Consider the following 25127-nt stretch of genomic DNA (forward strand, 5'->3'; position numbering starts at 1 on the left):
GTCGGAGAAACTTGCAGAGCCCGCCACTCCTCCGGCACCCGAAGAAAGGGCAGTGCAGCGCGGTGGTTTCGAGGGTGGCCAGGGTGGGACGGCAGCCGTCCCGACGTCCGGTCCGGCCATCGAGCCGCAGGGCGCCTCGATGGCCAAGACCATACCGAAAGTGCCCATCCGGTCGGTTACTTGACCGCCGCTCGGGTCAGCGTTCCCTGCCACGGGCGCCGGCGGGGAAGGTGAGGAACACGATCCCGAGCGCCAGCACCGCCAGTCCGCACCAGGAGACGGCCGGCAGCCGCTCGCCGAGGACCGCGACCCCCAGGACGGCGGCCACGGCCGGTTCGAGCAGGGTCAGGGTCGTCGCCACCTGGGCCGCGGTGCGGCGCAGGCCGTGTCCGAAGAGCCGGTAGGCGAGGAAGGTGGTGACCAGCCCGAGGTGCAGGACCACCAGCGCGCCGCGCGCCGTCGACAGCCACGGCCCGGCGCTCCACAGCAGCACGGGCAGCACGAGCAGGGACGCTCCCCCGAACATCACGCCCATCACCGCGCCGGAGGCATGGCCGCGGGCGATGAGCCGACCGCCGACCAACGCGTAGACGGCGTACGACAGTCCCGCGAGCCCCGCCAGCAGGACGCCGACGGCGTCCATGGGGGCGCCGTCGCCCGCGAGTTCGGGTCCGAGGACCAGCACGGCGCAGCCGAGGACGGCCGCGACGGTCGCGGTCGCCCAGCGGACGGTGGGCCGGGACTGGCGGGTGAGCCAGGCGAGGAGGCCGGCGAAGACGGGGGCGCTGCCGAGCGCGATCACGGTGGCCACGGCCACGCCCGTGCGTGCCACGGCGGGATAGAAGGTGAGTGGGTAGCCGGCCACCGCGAGGGCGCCCAGGGCGAGGAGCCGGCGCTCGCCGCCGGTGCAGGTCCTGGGCAGGGAGCGGCCGCCGGGTGCGGTCAGGAACAGCAGGAGCCCGCCGAGGAGCAGACCGGCGGCGCCGACGGCGGCGGCCGGCGCTCCGGCGGGGGCGAGGGAACCGGCGGTCCCGGTGGTGCCCCACAGCACGGCGGCCGTGAGGATCGGGAGCGGCCCGGCGAGCGGGCCGGCGGGGCGGGGCCGCGGGCGCGTGCGGGCCGCGCCGGTCCGGGCCCGGGAGAACTGGGATGAGGTGTCGTTCGGCACAGTCGTGAACTTCCGTCGTCGAATACCGTCTGCGGACTGGTTTCGGAACGGGCGCACGACACCGGCTCCGGGCGGCCTCGGGGGCCCGGCCGGGAGCGTGGATTCAGACCGTCAGCGGGTGCGCCCGTCAGGCGCAGAGCGGCGGCAGAACGACGTGCCAGTAGGTGTTCACGCGGCGATGGTACAGGGGCGGACAGAAGGCGACCGGCCGGTCCGCACTCCGGGACGCCCGGCCCGACACGGAGCGCGACCGGGTGGTCCATTTCCACGAGGGCGATACCACGGTGTGCCGCTCGGCCTCCCCCGTCGACCGTTCCTATCGCCTCCGTGATCATCGACAGGCGTCCGGCGTACGTCGATGACATGGTCGACGTCGCTTGTCGTATGGTTCGACCAAGTTTTGGCCAACGTGCGTCGTTGCCGTTTCCCGGCACCGGCCGGTGGGACAGACTCAGCCGCGGAGGGGGGACGAGCACGGCCGAGTCACGCCGGGCGTGCCATCCCGCAGTGTCGCGCCGCCCAGGGGAAGGCGGCGAGCAGACCAGCGGAGGGTTGCATGACGCAGTCGCTTCCGGGGCAGAGCCCTGTCCAGGAGCAGGCGCTCACCGTGTCCGGACGACCACCGGTCGTGGTGATAGGCGCCGGACCGTACGGACTGTCGGTGGCCGCCCACATACGGGCGACGGGGGTTCCGGTCCGTGTCTTCGGTGAGGTGATGGGCAGTTGGCGGCACGCCATGGCCACCGGGATGTTCCTGAAATCGACGCCGGCCGCCACCGACCTGTCGGCGCCGGAGCCCGGCGGCCGGCTGGCGGACTTCCGGCGCGAGCACGGCGAGCCGGAGCTGACCGAGCTGACCCCGATCCCGTGCGATGTCTTCGTACGGTACGGACAGTGGTTCCAGAAGCGGTACGTCGGTGAGGTCGAGCCGGCCCGGGTGACCGCGGTCGAGCGGCCCGCGTCCGGGTCCGGGTCCGGCTTCGTCGTCCGGCTGGACGACGGGCAGGAGATGGCGGCCTCGGCCGTCGTGGTGGCGACCGGGCTGAACGGACTCGCCCATGTCCCGGACGAGTTGCGGCATCTCGCGCCCGAGGGGCCGGGGCCCCGGGCCGCGGTGTCGCACACCAGCCATCACACCGATCTGTCGGTGTACGCGGGGCGGCGGGTGGCCGTCGTCGGCGGTGGTCAGTCGGCCCTGGAGAGCGCCGCGCTGCTGCACGAGGCCGGCGCCGAGGCGCAGGTCCTGGTGCGCGAGGGGTCGGTGCTGTGGGGCATGACCCCGGTCCTGACCAGGCCCTGGTCGCAGCGGGTGGCGAAACCCGCCTCGCCGCTGGGCACGGGCTGGGTCCTGGCGGCGGTCTGTGCGGCGCCGGGGAGTGTGCGCCGGCTTCCGGCGGCGGCCCGGCTGCTGCTGTTCCGGCGGGCGCTGGGGCCCTCGGGCGGCTGGTGGCTGCGGGACCGGGTGGAGGGTGTCGTACGTGTGCGCACCTCGCGGCGGGTGACCGGTGCCGTGCTCTCCGGGCCCCGGGTGCGCCTGGATGTCGCCGGTCCCGGGGGCGAGCGCGAGTCCCTCACCGTCGACCATGTGCTGGCGGCCACCGGTTACCGGCTGGACCTGGACGCGCTGCCCTTTCTGTCCCCGGCCGTGCGGCGTGCCGTCGCGTGCGTGCCGGGTTCGAAGGCGCCCGCGCTGCGGGGGACGTTCGAGTCCTCGGTGCCCGGTCTGTACTTCACCGGGTCGCTCGCGGCACCGATGTTCGGGCCGATGATGCGGTTCGTGGCGGGCACGGAGTTCGCCGCCGTCCGGATCGCCAGGCACGTCGGGGCCGCCTGAGCAGGGTTAATTCGGTTGCGGCGGGACCGGTGGGCCCGCTGAGGTGGATCCATGGGCGGTGCCACGGAGCGGGTGCGACGGGCGTCGGCGGGCAGTGACCGCGGGCGCTCGCGGCGCCCGGCTCCGTGGCACGGGCCGGCGGTGCTCGGTGCCCTGATGCTGGCCGCCTTCACCTTCAACACCGCCGAGAGCCTGCCGATCGGCCTCCTGGAGGTCATCTCCGGGAGCCTTCGGGTGTCGCCGTCGGCGGTCGGCCTCCTGATCACCGGTTACGGCGTGGCGGTGGCCGTCGCCTCGCTGCCGCTCGCCCAGGTCACCCGGGCCGTGCCCCGGCGTCATGTGCTCACGGGACTGCTGGCCGCGCTGGTCGTGTCCAGTGCGGCTGCGGCGCTGGCCGGCTCCTACTGGCCGCTGCTCGGGGCGCGGCTGCTGACCGCGCTCGCCCAGGCGCTGTTCTGGGCGGTGTCGGGGCCGGTCGCGGTGGGCCTGTTCCCGCCCGGGGTCCGTGGCCGTGTGATCGGGGCGCTGTCGGTCGCCGGTTCCCTCGCGCTCGTGCTCGGTGTTCCCGCCGGGACCTGGCTGGGGCGGCACGGCGACTGGCGGGCGCCGGTCGCCGCACTGGCGGCTCTGGGGCTGGTGTCCCTGGTGCCGATCGCCGTACTGCTGCCGACGTCGCGTCCGGAGGAGGCGCCCGCGGCCCACGGATCCGCTCCCGACACCCGGCGGTTCGTCACGGTGCTGGCGGCCGGGACCCTGTCCGCCACCGGGGCGTTCGCGGGGTACACCTACATCGTGGCGTTCCTGGGCGACGTGAGCGGGTTCTCCCCGGGCGCGGTCAGCGCCCTGCTCGTGGTTTTCGGCGTCGCGTGCCTGGCCGGTGTGACCGTCACCGGGGCGCTGCTGGACCGCTTCCCGCACTCCGCGCTGACCACCGCCGTGGCCGTCCAGGCGGTGGGCATGCTCGGCCTCTACGCGGCGGGCAGCCGTCCGGTCGCGGCCGTGGTGTTCCTGGTCCTGACGGGCGGTGCGCTCGGGCCGGTGTTCATGGCCGCCCAGAACGCGATGCTGCACTGCGCACCGGGCCGCACGGACATCGCCCTGGCGGCGAACTCCGGCTTCTACAACGCCGGTATCGCGTCGGGTGCCGCGCTCGGCGGGCTGGTCCTGCCGTCGGCCGGCGCCCGGGGCGCCTTCCTCGCGGGCGGGCTGCTGACGGCCGGGGCGTGCGCGGTGCTGCTCGGCAACGGCCGTACCCGTCAGCCCATCTGAGCGAGCGGACCCGGCGTGTCGTCCGCGGGGGCCGCCAGGATGGACCGGCGCAACTCGCCCAGTGCGGCCGAGGGTTCCAGGCCCAGGTCGCGTACGAGGGTGGTGCGCAGTCGCTGGTAGGCGCCGAGGGCATCGCTGCGGCGGCCGGAGCGGTGCAGGGCGAGCATGAGCTGGCCGCACAGGCTCTCATGGGTGGGGTGGCGGCCGGCCAGCACGGTGAGTTCGGCGATCAGCTCGTGGTGCCGGCCGAGTCGCAGATCGGCCTCGATACGCCGGTCCAGCGCGCACAGCCGGCTCTCCTCCAGTCCCCGGATCTGCGGGCGCAGATACTCCCCGGCGGGCACGTCGGCCAGGGCGGGCCCGGTCCACAGGTCGAGCGCCGTGCGCAGCAGCCGGGCGGCCTCGGGGTGGTCCCGGACGTCCATCGCGCGGTACCCCGACGCGGCGAGCCGCTCGAACTCCCGGAGGTCACTGGTCCCTTCGCCGCTGTCCAGCAGATACCCGCCGGGGACGGTGCGCAGGACCTGCTTGGCGGTGCGCGCGCCCGTGCCGTGGCCCGTCCGCTCCAGCGCCGGGGTGATGAGCTCGCGCAGGTGCATGACGTAGGTCTGCAGGGTGGAGCGGGCGCTGCGCGGTGGGCGCTGCCCCCAGAGTTCCTCGGTCAGCGTCTCGACGGTCACGGCCCGGTCGGCGTGCAGGGCGAGGAGGGCGAGTACCTGACGGGGCTTGGGCGCGGTCGGGGTGACGGAGACGCCGTTCTCGCGCACGTCGAGAGCGCCGAGTATGCCGATGTCCACGCCGCCTCCCTCCTCGTCCGCCGCTCGGATGCTCCGAGGCGACTTCGACCCAGAGTCAAAAACGGCGCGGACGGTTTGTCAACGGCGCACCGGTCGGTGTGTTCCCTCGTGTCCTCTGGTCAGGAAGCGGGCGGTACGGCGCACACGAACCCGTCGCTGCGCGCCGCCAGTTGGGGCAGCACCAGCGACCAGAACTGGTCGGCGTGGAGCGGCGCGATCCGGTCACGGTCCTGCGCGCCGAGCACCTCGAAGCCGAACGTAGCGGCGACTATCACCGCGGCGACCCGGTCCGGTGCCACTCCCTCGGCCAGTTCCCCCTGGTGCTGCGCCCGCAGCAGCTGTTCGCACACCCAGGTACGCCACCAACGCCCGAAGTCCGTCCCGGACTTGCGGGAGGGATCGACGCTGAGCCGGAAGCCCGCCCGGACGACGGCATCGGTTGCGACCGCGACGAGCAGTTCCCGGGTGACCGTGATCAGCAGATGCAACTCGGATGTGGCCGACGAGCGCCGGACCGCCACCCGTTCCTCGACGGACCGCCGTGCCGCGCTCTCCACCTCGGCCGCGAGGGCGTCCTTGCTGGGGAAGTGGAAGTGCAGCGCCCCGGCACTCACCCCCGCCCGCCGGCTGATCGCGGGCAGCGAGGACAGCGCGTACCCGTCGTCGGCGAAGGTCTCGGCGGCCGCGAGAACGAGGGCCTCGCGGGTTCGGGCCGCCCGGAGCTGCTTGACCATCGCGTCCCCCTGGTGATCCGGGAGAATCCGGAATTGGGCGGTCCGATTCCCCCTGGTCCTGCAACATTCCGATTTGAGAACCTTAGCAAACAGCGCCATGGGCAGGTTTGTCAGAGGCGGGGACGCACGCGGAGGACGGCGCGGCCGTAAGTCACAAACCAGGCGACCGGTTTGGTTCGAGGCGGGTCAGACCTCGGTTTCCACCGGCGATTCCTGCCGCTGGCGTTCGACTTCCTCCACGACCCGGGCACCCCGGTCGGGTGCGGTGTCCAGCCGGATCAGGGCCGCGGGGGTGGCGATGGCCGGCAGAACATGGTTGTAGAGGACGGAGATACGGTCGTTGAGATCCGTCCAGTCGGAGACGACCTCGGACATGAACTGGGTCCCGATCCAGGCCCCGAGGAAGCACTCCGCGGTCTCGCGGGGGCTGACGTGCGGCAGCACCTCGCCGCGGTCCTTGGCCTCCACGAGCTTCTCGGTGACCACCTCGGTCCAGGCGGGCCAGGCGCTGCCGAACAGCGACCGCCCCTGGATGTCGGCGGACAGCCGTATGCCGGCGAGGAGGATGACCTCCTTGGGGATCCGGTAGGCCAGCGTCATGCCGATGTCCACCCACTCCTGGAGCTTCAGCTCGCGCGGCACCCAGTAGTCGTCGCTTATCTGGGCGTTGATCACGCCTCGCGCGAGGGCTTCCTTGGAGTCGAAGTGGAAGTACAGTGCGCCCTTGGTGACGCCGGCGCGCTCGAGGATCTCGGAGATCGTCGCCGCCGTGTATCCGCGCTCGGCGAAGACCGCCGCGGCGGCCTCGACAACAGCGCGCCGGGTCCGAATCGCACGCTCCTGACGCGCCACGGGGACCCCTCCTCGGTCAAAACAAAACCGGACGTGACGTACCTTACCCCAATCGGGGGTCGGTATTTCGGCCGTCCGGGCCCGATGACCGACCGGTCCCGCGCGGCTGCCGGAGCGTGCGCCCGGGGCTCGCCGGGCAGTTCACCAGGCGGTGCGCCCACCGTCCACGGTAAGTGTGGCACCCGTGACGAAGCTCGCCTTGTCACTGCACAGCCAGGCCGCGGCCTCCGCGACCTCCTCGGGGTCGGCGGCGCGGGCCTGCGGGGCCGAACGGTACGCCCGTGCCTCGTTCTCGGGCGACCTGGCGAACCAGTCGTCGATCATCTCGGAGCGGGTCAGGCCGGGGGCGATGGCGTTCACGCGGATGCGGTTGGGGGCGTACTCGACGGCGGCGGCCTTGGTCAGTCCGATCACCGCGTGTTTGGAGGCGATGTAGGGCGCGGCCGTGGAGGAGGCGACCAGGCCGCCCACGCTGCTGGTGTTGACGATCGAGCCCCCGCCGCTCTCCAGCATGGCCGTGATCTCGTGCCGCAGGCAGTTCCACACGCCTCGCACATTGGTCTCGGTGACCCGCTCGTAGTCCGCGTCGGCTATGAGGTGCATCGGGGTCTTGGGCAGCGCGACGCCGGCGTTGTTGAAGGCGGCGTCGAGACGGCCGTACCGCTCGACGGTGAACTCGACCGTCCTGCGCACCTCTTCACCGTCGCGCACGTCCACGGTGCGGTGGCTCGCCTCGGCGCCCATGACGCGCAACTCGTCCACGAGGTCGCGCAGTCTGTCCGCACGGCGGGCGGTGACGACGACGGTGGCCCCCTGCCGGGCGAACACCCGGGCCGCGGCCGCCCCGATGCCGCTGCTGGCGCCGGTGATGAGGGCGACCCTGCCCGCCAGTACGGCCCCTTCGGCCGCGCTCACTTGGCCACCTCACGGACGACGGAGGGGGCGCCGGCCTCGTCCCAGACGGTGCCGAGCCCGGCCTCGCGGTCGAGGGTGCGCAGGCGCTCCTCGTCGATCTCGGCGAGGCGGCCGACCAGGTGCCGGACGCCGAGTTCACGCATCAGCTCACGCTGGTGGCCGTGTTCGAAGGTGCTGGGGTGGCCGACGAACGGCACGTTCAGTTCCTTGGCATGACCGGCGAAGCGGGCCACGTCGTCGATGAAGAGGACCTGGTGGTAGTCGAGGCCGAAGTGGTCCTGGACGATCTCCCGGATACCGGGGCGGACATCGTTGGTGCAGATGTAGCCCGGGGCGGTGAACAGGTGCTCCCAGGCGCCGAGATGGCGGCGGAAGTGGTTCTCGTCGAGGCCGCCGTAGCAGACGAGGTCGAGGCCGAGGGCGCGCAGCCGGTGCAGGAGTTCCTCGGCGCCGTCGAGGGTGTGGACGGGATGGGTGCGCAGGTAGCGCTCGCGTTCGGCGAAGTAGTCGTCGACGGCCTGCTGCTCGCCCACGCCGGCGCCCGTCTCCTCCAGCAGCACCCTGGCGGCCGCGAGCCGGGGCTGCGAGAAGAGCCGCTGCTCCAGGTCCCGGGTGTACTCGCCGCCGTATCTGAGGACGAGGCGGTGCAGGACGGGGCTGAAGCTGTCGTTGAGCAGGACGCCGTCGATGTTGACGGCGGCGAGGCGCAGGGTGCGCAGTGGTTCCATCGGGTCTCCCTCTCGCAGGCCGTCCGACCATCATGCAGTGGCTGTCGAGACCGGGGAGTCAGGGGTGTGGCCGTGGCGCGGCCAACTCCCTTGGGAACATGGCCAAATGAAACCGCTGGACTGGTTTTGCGGAGTCGTATCCCGCTCGCCATCCACCGATAACCAGCCGTCGACATCTGCCAGTTAGTCCGTTTTTCGCCGTGCCATCGGCATGATTGAGCGCGAAAATACTTGGCCAAACCACCACTGAGCGGAGCCATGCATGGATCGAGTCCCACCACGCTTGGCGAATCCTTTACCTAGTGGCCGACCCGAGAAAACCGGTAGGTCCGTATCTTATAGGCGTCTAACAGAGCTTCAGGTCACACAAGAGCGTTCCGACGGGGGGTTGTCGATGAGCGTGTCCACCAGCGAGATCGAAGTCGGTCTGCCCGCACTGCCCCGGCTGACCACCACGGTTCCCAAGGAGTACGTCCACCGGGCGTCCCTGGCCGAGGTGTTCCTCACCGGCTGCACCGCCCGGGACGACGGGCTGCGGTTCTCCCTCACCGGGCAGTGGCCGCGCGCGCACACGTTCTTCAACAGCGCCGACGGCTCGAGTCATGACCCGCTCCAGGCTGCAGAGACGTTTCGGCAGGCCGGCATGTTCGTGACGCACGCGGAACACGGGGTACCGCTCGGCCATCACTTCGTGCTGTGGTCGCTCAGTTGCCACACCGATCTCGGCCAGTTGCGGATCGCCTCCCGCCCCACCGACTTCGAGCTGGAGGTGACATGTCCGGACCCCGCCCCGCGCGGCCGGGCCTCCACGCGCCGGATGGGCATCGAGTTCGCACTGCGCCGGGACGGCCGGCCGGTGGCCCACGGCGAGGGGCTCTACTCCATCATCACGCCCGCCGTCTACGCCCGGCTGCGCGCCAACCGGCCTGACAAGCGGCCGAGTTCGACCGACCCGGGGATAGCCTCCGGCCCGCTGCCGCCGTCCGCCGCGGGCCGCACCTCCCCCGCCGACGTGGTGCTGACGCCCACCCGCACGCCGTACCGCTGGCTGCTCAGACCCGACCTGAACCATCCGATCCTGTTCGACCACGACGGCGACCACCTGCCCGGGATGGTCCTGATGGAGGGCGCCCGGCAGGCGGCCTGCGCCAGGCTGGCGCCCCGGACGCTGATTCCGGCGAGCACGTCCACGTCGTTCAGCCGTTACGTCGAACTCGACAGCCCCTGCTGGATCGACACCACGGGAGTGACGGCCGCGAGCGACGGCACGGTGGCCGTCGACGTCGTCGGCGTGCAGGACGGCGACATCGTCTTCACCTCCACGGTGAACGGGCCGGTCGTCCAGGGCTGACACCGGGCGCCGCCACGGCACACGTCCGCCGCCGGACCCTGGAGCAGGGCCCGGCGGCGGACGTCCCGTGCGTCAGTGGCGGTGCCCGAAGGCGTGCCGGTCGTCGGCGTCACGGCGGTGGTGCAGACCCCAGGAGGCGGAGTCGACGTAACGCCCGTGGTCGTTGCGCAGGGTGGCGGTGTCGGTTTCGTAGTTCCAGACGGAGCGGTTGCGGTCCTGGTACAGGTCCGTCATGGTGTCCCGGCCCTCCCCGGTGTGGACGCGGACCGTGGCGCGGCCCTCCAGCCGGTAGTGCCGGAAGGTGTAGGTGTGACCCTCGGCGTCCGAGAGCGTCCAGCCGCTCAGGTTCACGTCCCTGCGGGAGGTGTTGGTGACGTCCACCCACTCCCGGTTCAGGGCACGGCCGGAGAAGGCCGAGCGGCCCTGGAGGTCATGCCGCACGGCGCTGATGACGACCGCGCCGCGCTCCGACGCGGGGTACGGGACGGCAGCGGCCGCGGCCGGCAGGGCCAGCGCGCCCACCAGGGCGGCCGCCACGGCGGTGGCGGAACCGAGACGGCGGGCGGTGACAGAAACGGACACGAGGTCCCCCTTTGCAGGGTTCGAGCACACTCCAGCGAAGCCGCAGGCCACGAGGGGTGTGTGGTGCGAGGTGGCGACCGGACGGCCGCGCAGCCACACCCTGCGCCCCGGCCGCGCCCGGACCGGGCGATACACGACACCTATTACGTATCCTTCGCTTTCCTATGACTCTCGCATGTAACGTCCATTTATTAGTTGAATGCACGGATTTGACGCCTCTTCGACCCTTTCTTCCCCACGGACAAAGGCCTCTGACACCAACGAGTGAACGGACGGACGGGGCCCTGATCACCCGAAAGTGAGTAACAGTCAGCGCCCCGGTCGAACCCGTGAGCGGAAGTTGATCTTCTGGGTGTCACGCGGAATTTTCCGACTGGTTGGTAACAAGAGGGGGTCGGGAGAAAGCGTTTGCCGATACGTTTTGGCGTGCCTCATTGGCATGCTCACTCCCCTCAGCGCACACCCTCCCCGTAGGAGACACCCCCATGCGCAGACTCGTTGCCTGCCTGGCGGCCGCGGTGGCCGCCCTCGGCGGGCTCACGGCGACGGCCACTCCGGCCGCGGCGGCCACCTCCGGCACGTTCAGCGTGCTCACGTACAACGTCGCCGGGCTTCCCGAAGGCCTGTCGAGCGCACCCACACCGCGCGACACCAGCACCACCGAGATCGGCAAGCGGATCGCGCCGTACGACATCGTGAACGTCCAGGAGGACTTCAACTACCACGCGTACCTGTACGCCACCGACACCCACCCCTACCGCACGGCGACCAGCGGCGGCGCGGGCATCGGCAGCGGCCTCAACACCGTCTCCAACTACGCCTGGGACACGGACGACTTCGAGCGGGACGGCTGGAACTCCTGCCAGATCGACTCCGGCGACTGCCTCACGCCGAAGGGCTTCACCTTCATGCGCGAGCGGCTCGCCGAGGGCGTCTACGTCGACTTCTACAACCTGCACACCAACGCGGGCACGAACGACGGCGACGAGGCCTCCCGGGCCGACAACCTCAGCCAGCTGACCTCGTTCATCAGCACCCACTCGGCCGGCAACGCCGTCGTGGTCATGGGTGACACCAACACCCGCTACACCCGCTCCGCCGACACCATCGCGGAGTTCGCCTCCAACAACGGGCTCACCGACGCCTGGGTGCAGCTGATCCGCGGCGGCAGCGCGCCGGCCAAGGGCAGCGACGCGCTCGTCTGTGACGACACCGCGGCGACCGTGCCCAACACCTGCGAGGTCGTGGACAAGGTCCTGTACCGCAGCAGCAAGCTGGTGAACCTGAACGCGACCTCGTACAACAACGAGCACGCCAAGTTCCTGACCAGCGACGGTCTGATGCTCTCCGACCACGACCCGATCACGGTCGGCTTCTCCTGGTCGCAGAACGCCAACTTCCAGCTGAGCGACCAGTTCGGCGGTCCGCACGGCGACTACTACCAGGACATCGACAAGGTGGCCGCGGGCGCCCGCGCCACCAGCATCTCGCTGCGCTCCGGCTCCCGCGTCGACCAGGTCGGCATCAACCTCGCCGACGGTACGACGCTGACCCACGGCGGCACCGGCGGCACCGCGTCCTCACTGACGCTGGGCAGCAGCGAGTACGTGACCACGGCGTACCTGTGCGAGGGCAAGTACAACAACACCACCCGCATCTTCTACGCCAAGTTCACCACCAACCTGGGCAACACTCTCGCCGGTGGCACGACGACCTCGGACTGCGTGACCCGCACCGCGCCGTCGGGCTGGCAGATCGCCGGCTTCCACGGCCGCTCCGGTGACGAGCTCGACAAGGTCGGCTTCATCTACACCAAGCGCTGACCGCGCCCGGCCGGCCGGCGAACCGTCACGAGCGGTCCGCCGGCCGGCCGGTGTGTACCCGGTCGAGGATGTGGCCGATCCCCAGGGTCGATCGGTGATGATGGCCGTCATGCACATCCGCATCGACGCCACCGATCTGCCCGGACGCTCCTGCCCGGCGCCCGCGGACAGCGGCGTGAGCGAGTACCGCGCCATTCATGTCGCCGTGCAGCGCCGCAACCGGCCCGCCGAACTGCTCGACCCACAGCCCGGTGACGCCGTGTCCGCGTGCTGGACCCTGCCCTGCACCACGGCGGTCTCGGCCGGCGGTGTCGACATCAAGGGGCCCTATGTCCAGGGCGGTCCGGGCGGGCGGTTCGTCTATCTGTCCTGGGGGACTGTGGACGCCGACGGGGCCTTCACCATGTTCCGCCGGGCCAAGCTGATGCTCGGCGCCGTCCCGGATCCCGTGGTCGAGGCCGCGGTGCGGGCCGGCCTGCTCGTCGGCCGCCTCGGGCTGACGGACTCCCGCGGTATGCCGCTGTGCGCACGTGTCGTCCCGCCGGTCGTCGACTGGAGCGCCGGGACTCAGCCCAGGGCCTCGCAGTAGTCGGTCGACGAGGTTTCGGTGGCCGGTGAGGAGGCGGCGGGCGGCGAGGCGGCCGCCCGTCAGCCCGGCTGGACGACTACGCGTGGGAGCCGTAGGCGCGCAGTTTGCGGTAGAGCGTCGCGCGTCCGATGCCCAGGGCGGCCGCCGCGCGCGCCTTGTTTCCGCCGTGGCGGCGCAGGGCCTCCAGGATGGCGGTGCGTTCGGCGTTCTCCATGGGGCTCAGCGGGCGCCCCGCGGGGCCTTCGCGTACGGGGTCGGGCAGTTCGGTCCGCCGGACCGGCCCGGTCGCCCGGCGGCGCTGCGCCAAGGACCGTACGACATGGGCGAGTTCGGTGACGTTGCCGGGCCACGGGTACCGTTCCAGCGCCCGCCTGGCGTCGAGTGTCCAGGTGAGCGGGGGCTGACCCGGCACGGTCGCCGGGGCCACGGCGGTGAGCAACTCCCTGATGTCCTCGGTGCGTTCACGCAGCGCGGGCAGGGTGACCGAGCGGGCGGCCAGGGTGTCGAGGAGCCGTTGGAGGCACGGGCCGGGCGGTGCCCCCGGCGTGTAGGTGACCAACAGGGGTGTGCCGGGCCGGGTTTCGAGCAGGGCGACGATCGCCGCCACGTCCGGCTGCGCGAGGCGCTCGGCGTGGCGCAGGACGAGTCGGCGGGGTGCGGCGGGCAGGGACTCGTACAGTTTCCCTTCGGCCGCGTCGATGACGAGCGGGTCGCTCTCGCCGAGCAACTCGCGGGCCAGGGAGGTCTTTCCGGTGCCGCGTTCACCGACGAGCAGGAGCGGGGCGTGGGTGGCGGCCAGTTCGGCCGCGCGTTCGGTGGCGTGCCGCCAGGGCACCGAATGTCCGGCGAGCGCGGTCGGCAACCGTCCGGCCGGGGCGGCGGGTTCAGGGGCGCGCCTCGGGGCGAGCACGGCGACGGCGCCGACGGTCTCGCCGAGATGCCGGACGAGTTCGACCTCCGCGTCGCGCGGGAGCCCGGTGCCGGGCCCGTCCTGGCGCAGCAGCGCGTGCACCGCGCGTTCCAGGTCCTCGATGTCCCGTGTGGACAGCAGCCGGCCCGCCGTCTCGTTCACCAGCCGGCTGTGTCCGGCGAACGCCACCACCGGCCGGTCCGGCCCCTCGCACGCCCCGAGATAGGCGTCCAGCAGGACCCGTTCGGGTGGCCGGGCGTGCCCGCGCAGTTCCGCCTCCACCGCGGTGGCCGTGGCCTCGGCGAGGGCCGCCTGCGGGTGCGGGGCGCGGCCGCCGCACAGGGCCGACGCCACCGTGACCGTGCCGACCGGCCTGCCGTGGCCGGGCGCCCGCAGCGGCACGCTGACCGCGGAGACCTCCTGCCACACGTCGAGGAAGTGCTCGGGACCGTGTACCTCGGCCCGCCGGCCGGTACGCAGGGCCAGGGCCGCGCTGTTGGGGCCGACCCGCTGCTCGGAGAGGTCGGGGCAGGACACGTCGCCCGGGGCGTGCCCCATGGCCCACAGCACACGCAGCCGCGCGTCGGTGAGGACCAGCGTGGCCCGCTCGTGGTCGAGCACCGGGCCGAGCCGCCGCAGCACCGGCCGGGCGGCTTCCAGCAGCGCGGGGTCGGGCGACCGCAGGGCCCGGGCGGGGAAGGGGCCCGCGGAGTCGTGCCGTACCCCGTAGAAGCGGGCGCGGCGCCAGGCGGCGGCGACCTCGTCCGGTACGTCCTCGGGCAGGGGGTGCCCGGCGAGGAAGCGGGCGCGGGCGCGGCGCAGTTGGCCGAGGGCGGGACGGGTCGGGGGTTGCCGGCCGGCCGTGGGGGGATGCTCTGCGGTGGTCATGGCGCTCCTCACCGTACCGGGAACAGTTGAAGGAGCAACGACCGGCGGGTCCCGCCGCGTTCCGCCGTGGGCCGCGTGTCCCGGATGTCGTACACCGTGTGCCCCGGATGCCGTGCACCGCGTGTCTCGGATTGAGACACCCATGAACGCCCGGACCGTTTCATGATCTTGGACGGTCGGTTTCCGTCCTCTCCTTTCCCCCCGGAGCGTTCCCCGTGCACACCGATGTCGTGACCGACGTCCTGATCGTGGGCAGCGGCCCGGCCGGCGCCTCCGCCGCCCTGGCCCTGAGCACCTACGGCGTACCGAACATGGTCGTCACCCGCTATGCCAGCCTCGCCGACACCCCGCGCGCCCACATCACCAACCAGCGCACGATGGAGGTCCTGCGCGACCTCGGCGTCGAGCGGGAGGCACGCGCGAAGGCCACCCCGCAGCACCTGATGGGGAACACGACCTTCTGCACCAGCCTGGCCGGCGAGGAGCTGGGCCGGGTGCGGTCGTGGGGCAACGAACCGCTGGTGCAGGCGGCGCACGAACTGGCCAGCCCCACGCTGATGTGTGACATACCGCAGCACCTGATGGAGCCGGTGCTGGTGGACGCGGCCGTCGCGCGCGGCACCGTCTTGCGCTACAGCACCGTCTACAAGTCGTTCACCCAGGACGCGGACGGTGTGACCGTCACCGTCGAGGACCGGGTACGCGGCGACGAGTACACGATCCGCGCCAAGTACCTCATCGGCGCGGACGGCGGGCGTTCGCAGGTGGCCGAGGACGCCGGGCTGCCGATGGGCGGTCAGATGGGGGTCGCGGGCAGCATCAACATCGTCTTCGACGCCGACCTGAGCAGGTACACCGCACACCGCCCGTCCACCCTGTACTGGGTGCTGGCCCCGGGCGCGACCGTCGGCGGCATCGGCGCGGGCCTGGTGCGCTGCGTCCGGCCGTGGACGGAGTGGCTGATCGTGTGGGGGTACGACGTCACGGCGGGCGCCCCCGACCTGACCACCGAGTACGCGGAGTCCGTCGTCCGCCAGTTGATCGGCGACGACGAGATACCGGTGACCGTCAGGTCGTCCTCGGCGTGGACGGTGAACGAGATGTACGCCGAGACCTACTCCAACGGCCGTGTCTTCTGCGCCGGGGACGCCGTGCACCGGCACCCGCCGTCCAACGGGCTCGGCTCGAACACCTCCATCCAGGACTCCTACAACCTGGCCTGGAAACTGAAGCTGGTCCTCGACGGCACCGCCGACCCGCGCCTGCTGGACAGCTACACCGCCGAACGCGCGCCTGTCGGCAGGCAGATCGTGACCCGCGCCAACAAGTCGATCGGCGAGACGGCTCCGATCTTCGACGCGCTGGACGGACTCGCGCCGCAGACACCCGAGCAGCTGTGGGCCAACATCGCCGGCCGCAAGGAGCCCACCGAGGCGGCCGAGAAGCAGCGGGCGCGGCTGCGGGACGCGATCGCGTACAAGGTGTACGAGTTCAACGCGCACGGCGTCGACCTCAACCAGCGCTACGACTCGGCGGCGATCGTCCCCGACGGCACCCCCGACCCCGGCTTCGCCCGCGACCCGGAGCTGTACCACCAGCCCAGCTCCCGCCCGGGCGCCAGGCTCCCGCACGCCTGGATCACTTCGGGCACCCGGACCGTGTCCACCCTGGACACCGTCGGCCAGGGCCGGTTCACCCTGCTGACCGGCATCGGCGGCGAGGCCTGGCTGCACGCGGCGCGAGCCCAGGACCTCGACATCGTGACGGTCGTCATCGGCCCCGGTCAGGAGTACGAGGACCCGTACGGCGACTGGGCCCGGCTCAGCGAGGTGTCCGACTCGGGCGCGCTGCTGGTACGCCCGGACGGGTACGTCGCCTTCCGGCACCAGGCCGCCGTCCCGAACGCGGAAGAACTGCTGACCCGGGCGCTGCGCCGGATCCTCGGCCGAGACTGACCCGTCCCCGCGGGGCCGGACGGGCGGCGACCCGGCCGCTCCGTGCCCCCCACACTCACGAAAGGTGAACAGCATGGCCCTCGGGCTGCTCAGGCGCCGGTGGTCCAAGGACGCCCCGGCCCGCTCCGCAGGTCTCACCCTGCCCCTCCCCGCCGGCGCGGGCGGCGTCGCCCGTACCGTCCTGGACCCCGTGGACCAGCCGCTCGGCGGTGCGGAGGTCACGGTCACCGCGCTCGACACCCACCAGGTGACCGCGCGGGGCACGACCGATCCCTTCGGCTTCTTCATGGCGGCGCTGCCGTCCGGCCGCTACAGCATGCTGATCGTCGCCGAAGGCCTGGATCCGCACCGGGAGACCGTCGAGATCGTCCCCGACTTCTGCCCCGCGCCCACGCGGATCCGGATGCAGCCGGCCCGGCAGCTGCCGTTGCCGCCGACCGGGGGCTGGGTCTTCGATCCACCGCACACCGCGATCCGGTTCATCGCCACGCATGTCGGCATGGCCCATGTCCACGGCCGTTTCGAGCGGTTCGACGGCGCGATCGACGTCGCACCGGACATGAGCCTGTCGACCGTCCGGGTGCGGATCGACGCGTCGAGCATCAACACCGGGAACACGACACGGGACAACCACCTGCGTTCGGGTGACTTCCTGGACGTCGAGCGGTATCCGTACATCGACTTCGTCAGCGCCCGCTTCGCCTACCGGGGCGGCAGCAAGTGGACGCTCGCCGGCACCCTGACGATGCACGGGGTCAGCCGCTCGGTCTCCCTGGACACCACCTATCTGGGCACGGTCAACGGCGGCTACGGCGAGGAACTGCGCTGCGCCGCGCTCGCCACGGCCGAGCTGCACCGGGAGGACTACACCCTCAACTGGCGGACGATGCTGGCCCGGGGCATCGCGGTGGTGGGTCCGACCGTGCAACTGGAGCTGGACGTCCAGGCGATGTACCGATCGCCCGACACGCCCACGCCGCCGGAGTGACGATCACGGCATGCGCGGCGGCCGGTGGACTCCTCCGCCGCAGCGGTGCCCGACTCCGGCGCGGGAACAATTGCCCGTGTCCCTCGTATCCGCGGCAAGAATATTGCACGCGCGAGGCGTTTCCGGGCAATGTTCGCAATCACCTGTCACGGCTTCTGCGAGACGATGGTTGTGTACGACAGGACGTGCTCACCCCCTCGGCCGCCCCGGCCCGGCGGCACGCTGAAGGCACCGACTCGCAAGGAGACACGATCGTTGAGCAGCTCGACCACGTCCCCGGGTAGTTACTTCGAGGCCATTGACGACCGCAGCTACAAGCCGACGCAGCACGCGAGCGGGGCCTGGAACACGGACGAGCAGCACTTCAGCCCGCTGGGCGGGCTCGTCGCACACGTCATCGACCGCCATCGGGCCGACCGCGGGGACGAGGGCCTGGTGCTGTCCCGGATCAGCTACGACATCCTCGGCCGCCTCGCCCTCGACGAGTGCGAGATCGAGGTGGAGACCGTCCGCCCGGGCCGGACCATCGAACTCCTCGAAGCCGTCGTACGGATCGCCGGCCGCCCGGTCGTCCGGGCCCGTGCCTGGTTCCTGGCCGGCTTCGACACCGCCGCGGTCGCGGGCGGGCCGGAGGAGCGGCTCACCCCGCCGGAGGAGCTTGCCCCTTGGCGGATGTCGGATGTCTGGCCCGGTGGCTACATCGCCTCCGTGGACGTCCGCCCGGTGGCACCGCCCCGGCCGGGCCGCACGACCGCGTGGGTCTCCACACCGCTCGACCTGGTCGGCGGCGTCCCGGCCGGTCCGGTCGCCTCGTATCTCGCCCTGGTCGACACCGCCAACGGCATCGCCGTCCGGCAGCCGCCCACGGCGTGGATGTTCCCCAACGTCGATCTGACCGTCCATCTCCACCGCCAACCGCGAGGCGCGTGGACGGGGCTGGACACCACCGTCACCTTCGGGCCGTCCGGACAGGGCGTCACCAGCACCGTCCTGCATGACCTCGACGGACCGGTGGGCCACGCCCAGCAGATCCTCACGGTCCGCCCCGCCCCGTAGCCCCGACGGCACCGCCCGTCGGAAGGGCGTCGTCCGCGCGCCCTGCCGGGGGCGGCCCTGCCGGTGGCGGCCCTGCCGGTGGTGCCGGGCGAAGGGTTGCGGCGGTACCGGGTGCGGACGTGCCGGTCGGCCGGTCGCGCCCTGTGCGGTTGCGCGGCCGGCGTGTGTGGCTGGATCTCGGTCTGCATGATCGACGAGAAGGACGCGCGGAGGACGTGGTGTGCGGCGGGGAGGTCGGTCTGTTGTGGGGGCGGGGCGAGCGGCGGCTCCGCCGACCCGGCCGGGGAGCGGCATGCGCCGGCCACCGTCCGCGCCACCGTTTCCCACCCCGGCCTTTCGCTGGGGAAAGCGCTGACCGTTCGCCCTGTCGGACGGGTCGCCGGGCACCAGCCGCCCGCCCGGTGATCCGTGCGTTGGCCATCGACGGTTTTGGATGAGCTTTGTACCAGTTCGCCGAAACCGCTTCACCCAAACACCAGTCGAAGCCGATCGCTGGGTGTTAGAACTTGGCCACTGAACGTCGGGCTGCGAGCAGCCCGCGCACCAATCTTGTTGTGAAATGGGACGGCCTTGTCCAAGCTCAGACCCGTGACCGGCAACTGGCGCGTCGCAAGACGCCTCCAGGCCATTCTGCTCATCCCGGTGCTCGTCGCCCTCGCACTCGGCGGCGTCCGGGTGAAGAACTCGATCGACACCCTGCAGGACGCCAACGACGCCGTGCGTGTAGCGGAGTTGGTGCAGGCGGCGAACGCCTACGCCAGTGACGCGATCAACGAACGGGACGTGTCGGTCATCCCGCTGCTGCAGGGCAAGCGCAACGCACCGGCCGTGGTGGCGGCGCGCAAGGTCACCGACGCGGACGCGAAGGCGTTCGACCAGGCGGTGGAGCGCGCGCCGAAGACGGCGGGCCTGACCCGGCGGATCGCGCTGGTACGGGAGGGCGAGAAGCAGTTGCCGGCGGTACGGGCCGCCGCGTTCACGTCCAAGCTGTCGGGGGTGCAGACGGAGGAGAGCTATCACGCCGTCCAGCACCCGCTGATGGAGATCTCCAACGAACTGGGCTTCGGCAGCAACAACCAGGCGAGCTTCGGCCGCACTCTCTACGCCATCTCCCTGACCCAGGCGGCCGAGTCCCTGGTGCGCTCCATCGGCACACATCTGCTGGTCGAGGACCGCGAGGGGCTCGGCGAGGGGGAGCTGCAGACCCAGCTCGGCTCGTTCAGCTCCTATGTCTACCTGGAGCAGGTGGGCCTGCAGGAGTACGCGGGCGCCGGTACCGCCGGGGACATGACCCGGCTGCGCGCGGCGCTGGCGGACGCGCAGAAGAAAGGCGTCGCGCAGACGGCCAAGGCCGCGCAGGAGGCCAAGACGGCCGGGCAGGCCTTCGTGACGCCGCCGGCGCTGACCAAGATGCTCAGCGAGATCGCCACCGGCAAGCCGACCCAGGAGCTGGCCGCCGAGGGCATCACCCCGGAGTCGTTCTTCGCCGCGTCCGCGCTCGCCTTCGACGCCTACCGGGGTATCGAGGTCAATCTCACCGACACGGCGCTCGCCAACGCCCGGAGCATCGCCGACGAGGCGCGCCGGGACGCGATCCTCAACGGCGCGCTCGCTCTCAGCGCCGTACTCGTGGCCTTCCTGCTCGCCGCGTGGGTGGCCCGCTCGATGAGCCGGGGCATGCGCCGGCTCAGCGCGTCGGCGATGGAGATCGCGGAACAGCGGCTGCCGGCGGTGATCACCCAGCTGTCCCAGGCCGTGCCGGGCCAGGTGGACACCAAGGTCTCACCGATCCCGATCACCACCACGGACGAGATCGGCGAGGTGGCCCGCGCCTTCGACCATGTGCACCGGGAGGCGGTCCGGCTCGCCGCCGAACAGGCGCTGCTGCGCGGCAACATCAACACGATCTTCACCAACCTGTCCCGCCGCAACCAGTCCCTGATCGAGCGTCAGCTCGCCCTGATCACCGACCTGGAGGACCGCGAGGCCGACCCCGAGCAGCTCGCGAACCTGTTCAAGCTGGACCACCTGGCCACCCGGGTGCGCCGCAACGGCGAGAACCTCCTGGTGCTCGGCGGCGAGCGGCCCACCCAGCAGTGGGACCGCCCGCTCCCCCTGGTAGACGTCATCCGGGCGGCCGCCTCCGAGGTGGAGCAGTACGAGCGGATCGACCTGGCGGGCGTCCCGGAGGCCGAGATCCACGGCCGGGCCGTCACCGACCTGGTGCACCTGCTCGCCGAGCTCTTGGAGAACGCCACCGCGTTCTCCTCGCCACGCTCCAGGGTCCGGGTCACGGCGACGCGGCTGCCCGACACCCGGATCATGATCGAGATCCATGACAAGGGCATCGGCCTGGTGCCCGAGGACTTCGCGCTGATCAACCACAAGCTGGCGAATCCGCCGACCGCCGACGCCGACGTCTACCAGCACATGGGCCTGTTCGTGGTCGGCAGGCTGGCCGACCGGCACGGCATCCGGGTCCAGCTGCGGCCGGCCTCCGCGGAGTCCGGCACGACCTCGCTGGTGATGCTCCCGGGCACCATCACCTGGAGCAGCGGCACGGAGTCCGACTCCGACACACTGGCCCTGGCGGCGCTCAAGGCACACACCACGCCCGGGCTGGCGGCCCTGCTCGCGAACGGGCCCGCCGACCCGTTCAGCGGGCACGAGGCCTGGGACGACGGCATCGGGCACCCCGACCTCCCGGCGCCGTCCGCCGCCCGGGCGACCGAAGCGCCCGCGCCGTCCGCGTCGGCCGGTCTGCCCCGCCGCGCCCCCAAGCGCGGCCGCCGCCCCGGCAAGGACGGCTGAAGCCCCCGGCCCGGACGTCAGGGCGGCACGGGGCGCAGGGCCCGCACCACCGCCCAGACCACGGAGACGAACGGCACGGCCACGACGGCGCCGATCACCCCCGCGACGATGCTGCCCGCGATGACGGAGACGGCGACGACGAGGGGGTGCAGCCGTACCGCCCAGCTCATCACGAGGGGGTGCAGCACATGTCCCTCCAACTGGCCGATGACGACGATGAGGACCAGGACGGCGGCGGCGGTGAGCGGTCCGCGCCCGGCCAGCGCCACGACGGTGGCCACGCCGAGCGCGACCGGTGAGCCGACCAGCGGGACGAACGCGGCGAAGAACTCCAGCAGGGTGAGGGGCAGCGCGAGCGGCACCCTCAGCACGAACAGGGCGACCCCGACCAGTACGGCGTTGGTGCCGGCCACGATGATGATGCCGCGGGTGTATCCGGAGAACGTCAGCCAGGCCGCCCGGCCCGCGCGGTCCCAGGCGGGCCGGGCGGCGACCGGCAGCAGTTCGTGGCTCGTCCAGCCCCACAGCCGTTCGCCGGAGTGGATGAAGAAGACCGAGGCGAAGAGGGCGAGCGCTCCCCCGGTGACCAGTTCGACGAGCGTGCCGAAGCCGCTGAGCGCCCGGTTGAGCAGGTTGGAGCGGTGGGACTGGATGTAGTTCACGACCTGCTGCTGGAGGTGTGACAGGGCGCCCGGACCGAGCCGGAAGGGCGGGCGCCGGAGCCAGACCTCGATGCGGTGGATGCCGCCGCGGAACTCGTCGGCCAGCGTCGACGACTCCTGTGCGACCGCGTTGCCCACCAGGGCCAGCAGCCCGAGGAACAGGCAGATGCTGCCGACCAGGCTCACGGCTACGGCCAGCGGCCGGGGCAGCCGACGGCTCAGCAGGTCGGCGAGCGGGCGCAGCACCGAGGTGATGACCAGGGCCAGGAACAGGGCCACGGCGATCAGCTGGAAGCGGCCCAGGACGATGAAGACGCCGTAGACGACGATGCCGACCACGATGAGCCGCCAGGCGTAGCCGGCGGCGACCCGCAGGGCGGGGACGACGACGGCGCCGACGGAGGCGCCGGTGCGCGGATCAGGGGTCCGCTTCGGGATCCGCGCCGCGCGTACGGCCCGGCCGCCCGGCCCCGCGCCACGCGCCCGACGCGCCCGGCCCCGCCCGGCCGCCGGCCCGCCCGCACCCGCCACCGCACCTCCCGCTGCCGGCCTCCGTCCCCCTAGTGCACGTTAGGGGCAATCCGGGCGGGCGGCGGGGTGCACTGGGCCAAGGGGGTCAGTGGGCCGCCGTCGCGGAGACGGCCGTGCGGGCGGCCCGTTCCACCAGGTTCACGCCGTCCGGCATGGACGCGTTGCCGTCGGAGAGGACCGCGACGAGGTAGTGGTGTCCGCCGGCCGTGACGCGTCCGACGCTGTTGATGTCCCACAGGTTGGTGGTGGTGCGCATGAGCCAGCCGTTCTTCAGCGCCCACCCGGAGTCGGCGGCGGCCGAGACTCCCCAGGACTGGTCGGCGGCTGTCTCCGTCATCAGGGTGCTGATACGGCTCCGGGACGCCGTGTCCAGCGCCGTGGCGCCGGTGCCGTAGATCGCGCGCAGCAGTCGTATCTGGTCACTCGCCGTGGTCCGGGTGAGCCCCCAGAGACCGCCGGGTCCGCCCACGGTCGAGGTCAGTCCCAGCCGCTTGTTCGCCGACTCCAGACCGGGGGCCTGGCCGATGGCATGCCACAGCGCGCTGGCCGCGTCGTTGTCGCTGTTGCGGATCATCACCTCCGCCGCGGCGCTCTCGCGTGCGGTGAGGGTCCGCTGGTGGTCCCGCGCGTGGAGCAGCATCGCGGCGAGGATGTCGACCTTGACGATGCTCGCCGTGTCGTACGGCGTGTCGTCGCCGTAGACCGAGGGTTCCCGGCCCGTGCCGTCCAGGTCGACGACGGCGGCGGTCACGCGCTCCGCGCCCTGTGCCTGTACGGCGGTGCGGAAGTCGGCCGGACCCGAACCGGTGCCCGCCGCCATGGCCGCAGGCGCGGCTCCGGCGAGCAGGGTCACCACCGTGGCCGCGACGGAGAGGGTGCGGTTGAGCATGACAGGGGGCCTCGGCATTTCACGTGGAAGGGACACAGATCTGCGAACGTAGACAAAATGCGCGCCCCGCGACATGACCGCCGCCACGAAAGGCCCGGTTTGTGAGCAGAGCAACAGGGGTGGACGCGCCGACATTTTCCGGTGTGCGGAAGACGGATTCCGCATGCCTCAACCGGCCCCGACCGGGGGAAGAATGTGGTCAGAGTGGCGGACCTGGCCCCTGGGAGGTGCCATGAGCACATCGGCGGAACCGCGGGTGAGCGGTCTGGAGGTCCGGTCCATCGACTACGTGCCGCTGGACGAGCGGCACGGCAAGCTGTGGCATCTGGGCCCCCTGTGGTTCATGTCCAACGCGCAGATCGCCACCCTGGCCGTCGGGCTGATCAGCATCACCGAGGGCGGCAACCTGATCTGGTCGCTGCTGGCGATCGTCGCGGGCACCCTGATCGGCACGTTCTTCATGGCCTTCCACTCGGCGCAGGGGCCACAGCTGGGGCTGCCGCAGATGATCCAGTCGCGGCCCCAGTTCGGCTACGTCGGGGCGCTGCTGGTGTGGCTGTTCGCGTATGTGCAGTACGCGGGCTTCAACGTGTTCAACACGATCCTGGCCGGCCAGGCCCTGCACACCACGATCCACGGCAGCGTGAAGCTGTGGGTGGCCGTCGTCACCGTGATCGCGCTCGTCGTGGCGCTGGTGGGCTACGACATCATCCACAAGGCCGAGCAGGTCCTGACGTACACGTTCCTGGTCATCTTCGGGATCTTCACCGTCGGCATGCTGCTCACCCTGCACTACCCGGCGGGCTCGTTCGACCTGAGCGGCTTCAAGGCCACGCCGTTCCTGGCCCAGTTCGGCGTGGTCGCCGGCTACCAGATCAGCTGGGCCATCTACGTGTCGGACTACTCGCGCTACCTGCCGCCGGACGTGACGGTCCGCAAGACGTTCTACTGGACCTACTTCGGCTCGGCGCTCGGCGGTATCTGGCTGATGGTGCTCGGGACGCTGCTGGCCGCCTGGGCGGGCGACAGCTTCGACACGATCCCGTCGATCAACGCGGCCGGCGACAAGATCTTCGACGGCTTCGGGGCGGTCGTCCTGCTGTTCTCCGCCCTGGGGCTGATCTCCGTCACCGCGCTGAACATGTACGGGGGTTCACTCACCCTGATCAGCGCGATCGACTCGTTCAAACGGGTGCGCCCGACACTCGGCGTGCGCCTGCTCACCCTCGTTCTCACTGCGGTGCTCTCGCTCGTCGGCGCCCTCGCCGCGACGTCCAACTTCCTGACGAACTTCAACAACTTCCTGCTCCTGGTGCTGTATCTGTTCATCCCGTGGACCGCGGTCAACCTGATGGACTACTACGTGGTGCGCAAGGGGCACTACGCGATCGCCGAGATCTTCAAACCGAACGGAATCTACGGCCGCTGGGGCTGGCAGGGGATCGTCTCCTACCTGGTCGGCTTCGCCGCCATGATCCCGTTCTTCTCCGTCGGCACCCTCTTCGTCGGCCCCGCCGCCAAGGCCCTCGACGGCGCGGACATCTCCCTGTTCATCGGGCTGCCGGTCTCGGCGCTGCTGTACTGGTGGCTGACCCGCTCGATCGACGTCAAGGCGGAGACACGTGTCGCCGAGGCGGAGGCGGAGATGCTGGAGCGAGCGGCGCACGAGCACCGCGAGCCCTAGCGGTCGTCCGGCCCGCGTCAGTACGCGGAGTTGACGTTGTCGATCGAGCCGTAGCGGTGGGCGGCGTAGTTGGCGGCCGCGGTGATGTTGGCCACCGGGTCGGTGACGCTG

General features: G+C 71.6%; 20 protein-coding genes. 10 read left to right on the forward strand and 10 right to left on the reverse strand.

All coding sequences use genetic code 11. The features are described from left to right. Positions 1-196: 196 nt before the first annotated feature. Positions 197-1168, reverse strand: coding sequence for an EamA family transporter (locus AB0D85_RS10180; RefSeq protein WP_362316522.1), 972 nt, complete (start codon positions 1166-1168; stop codon positions 197-199). Positions 1169-1724: 556 nt separating this feature from the next. On the opposite strand from AB0D85_RS10180, the gene AB0D85_RS10185 reads away from it, so the two are divergent. Together AB0D85_RS10185 and AB0D85_RS10190 are read left to right on the forward strand one after the other, a co-directional pair. After that, a complete protein-coding gene (locus AB0D85_RS10185) occupies positions 1725-3002 on the forward strand; it encodes an FAD-dependent oxidoreductase (protein WP_362316525.1) in 1278 nt (425 codons plus the stop codon). A 156-nt stretch (positions 3003-3158) separates the two neighbouring features. Further along, a complete protein-coding gene (locus tag AB0D85_RS10190) occupies positions 3159-4271 on the forward strand; it encodes an MFS transporter (protein ID WP_362316631.1) in 1113 nt (370 codons plus the stop codon). Here AB0D85_RS10190 and AB0D85_RS10195 read toward each other — a convergent pair. The 5 genes from AB0D85_RS10195 to AB0D85_RS10215 all read right to left on the reverse strand — a co-directional run bounded on the left by AB0D85_RS10195 (position 4259) and on the right by AB0D85_RS10215 (position 8297). Then, on the reverse strand, positions 4259-5068 hold the full coding sequence (locus AB0D85_RS10195) for an AfsR/SARP family transcriptional regulator (protein ID WP_362316528.1): 810 nt from the start codon (positions 5066-5068) through the stop codon (positions 4259-4261). The two genes, AB0D85_RS10190 and AB0D85_RS10195, sit on opposite strands and share 13 nt — an antisense overlap. 119 nt (positions 5069-5187) lie before the next feature. Then, positions 5188-5802: a ScbR family autoregulator-binding transcription factor gene (locus AB0D85_RS10200; protein WP_362316531.1), complete on the reverse strand. Its 615-nt coding sequence runs from the start codon at positions 5800-5802 to the stop codon at positions 5188-5190. A gap of 186 nt (positions 5803-5988) precedes the next feature. Beyond that, positions 5989-6654, reverse strand: a complete 666-nt coding sequence (locus tag AB0D85_RS10205) for a ScbR family autoregulator-binding transcription factor (RefSeq protein WP_362316534.1) — start codon at positions 6652-6654, stop codon at positions 5989-5991. A gap of 141 nt (positions 6655-6795) precedes the next feature. Continuing rightward, complete coding sequence (locus AB0D85_RS10210; protein WP_362316537.1) at positions 6796-7569, reverse strand: glucose 1-dehydrogenase; 774 nt, start codon at positions 7567-7569, stop codon at positions 6796-6798. After that, positions 7566-8297 (reverse strand): HAD family phosphatase, encoded by a 732-nt coding sequence (locus AB0D85_RS10215; protein WP_362316540.1) that lies wholly within the window; start codon positions 8295-8297, stop codon positions 7566-7568. Before AB0D85_RS10215 ends, AB0D85_RS10210 begins: the two co-directional genes overlap by 4 nt. 394 nt (positions 8298-8691) lie before the next feature. On the opposite strand from AB0D85_RS10215, the gene AB0D85_RS10220 reads away from it, so the two are divergent. Beyond that, positions 8692-9648: a ScbA/BarX family gamma-butyrolactone biosynthesis protein gene (locus AB0D85_RS10220; protein WP_362316542.1), complete on the forward strand. Its 957-nt coding sequence runs from the start codon at positions 8692-8694 to the stop codon at positions 9646-9648. Between the two features lie 72 nt (positions 9649-9720). Here AB0D85_RS10220 and AB0D85_RS10225 read toward each other — a convergent pair whose 3' ends face one another. Further along, positions 9721-10230: a lamin tail domain-containing protein gene (locus tag AB0D85_RS10225; protein ID WP_362316545.1), complete on the reverse strand. Its 510-nt coding sequence runs from the start codon at positions 10228-10230 to the stop codon at positions 9721-9723. A 485-nt stretch (positions 10231-10715) separates the two neighbouring features. Between AB0D85_RS10225 and AB0D85_RS10230 the strand changes: the two genes are divergently transcribed. Together AB0D85_RS10230 and AB0D85_RS10235 are read left to right on the forward strand one after the other, a co-directional pair. Beyond that, entirely contained in the window at positions 10716-12053 is a 1338-nt protein-coding gene (locus tag AB0D85_RS10230; RefSeq protein ID WP_362316548.1) for a jacalin-like lectin, read from the forward strand. Between the two features lie 109 nt (positions 12054-12162). After that, positions 12163-12642, forward strand: a complete 480-nt coding sequence (locus AB0D85_RS10235) for a DUF5990 family protein (RefSeq protein ID WP_362316551.1) — start codon at positions 12163-12165, stop codon at positions 12640-12642. A gap of 76 nt (positions 12643-12718) precedes the next feature. On the opposite strand, the gene AB0D85_RS10240 is transcribed toward AB0D85_RS10235, so the two are convergent. Next, positions 12719-14440 carry a helix-turn-helix domain-containing protein gene (locus AB0D85_RS10240; protein ID WP_362316554.1) on the reverse strand — a complete coding sequence of 574 codons (1722 nt, stop codon included), beginning with the start codon at positions 14438-14440 and terminating at the stop codon, positions 12719-12721. A 215-nt stretch (positions 14441-14655) separates the two neighbouring features. Here AB0D85_RS10240 and AB0D85_RS10245 point away from each other — a divergent pair, with 215 nt between their 5' ends. From AB0D85_RS10245 to AB0D85_RS10260, 4 genes are all read left to right on the forward strand, one after another. Beyond that, complete coding sequence (locus tag AB0D85_RS10245) at positions 14656-16395, forward strand: FAD-dependent monooxygenase (protein ID WP_362316557.1); 1740 nt, start codon at positions 14656-14658, stop codon at positions 16393-16395. A 73-nt stretch (positions 16396-16468) separates the two neighbouring features. Next, entirely contained in the window at positions 16469-17383 is a 915-nt protein-coding gene (locus AB0D85_RS10250; RefSeq protein ID WP_362316560.1) for a YceI family protein, read from the forward strand. Positions 17384-17638: 255 nt separating this feature from the next. After that, the gene (locus tag AB0D85_RS10255) at positions 17639-18439 is read left to right on the forward strand and encodes a thioesterase family protein (RefSeq protein ID WP_362316563.1); all 801 of its coding nucleotides are present in this window, start codon (positions 17639-17641) and stop codon (positions 18437-18439) included. A gap of 588 nt (positions 18440-19027) precedes the next feature. Then, positions 19028-21250, forward strand: a complete 2223-nt coding sequence (locus tag AB0D85_RS10260) for a nitrate- and nitrite sensing domain-containing protein (protein ID WP_362316566.1) — start codon at positions 19028-19030, stop codon at positions 21248-21250. A gap of 17 nt (positions 21251-21267) precedes the next feature. Here the strand turns inward: AB0D85_RS10260 and AB0D85_RS10265 are convergent, their stop codons facing one another. Together AB0D85_RS10265 and AB0D85_RS10270 are read right to left on the reverse strand one after the other, a co-directional pair. Then, positions 21268-22443 (reverse strand): AI-2E family transporter, encoded by a 1176-nt coding sequence (locus AB0D85_RS10265; protein ID WP_362316569.1) that lies wholly within the window; start codon positions 22441-22443, stop codon positions 21268-21270. Positions 22444-22528: 85 nt separating this feature from the next. Then, complete coding sequence (locus AB0D85_RS10270) at positions 22529-23332, reverse strand: serine hydrolase (protein WP_362316572.1); 804 nt, start codon at positions 23330-23332, stop codon at positions 22529-22531. Positions 23333-23564: 232 nt separating this feature from the next. Here AB0D85_RS10270 and AB0D85_RS10275 point away from each other — a divergent pair, with 232 nt between their 5' ends. Beyond that, entirely contained in the window at positions 23565-25016 is a 1452-nt protein-coding gene (locus tag AB0D85_RS10275) for a cytosine permease (RefSeq protein ID WP_362316575.1), read from the forward strand. The last annotated feature ends 111 nt before the right edge of the window (positions 25017-25127 follow it).

The sequence above is a fragment of the Streptomyces sp. NPDC048277 genome (assembly GCF_040652235.1).
Classification (GTDB): Bacteria; Actinomycetota; Actinomycetes; order Streptomycetales; family Streptomycetaceae; genus Streptomyces.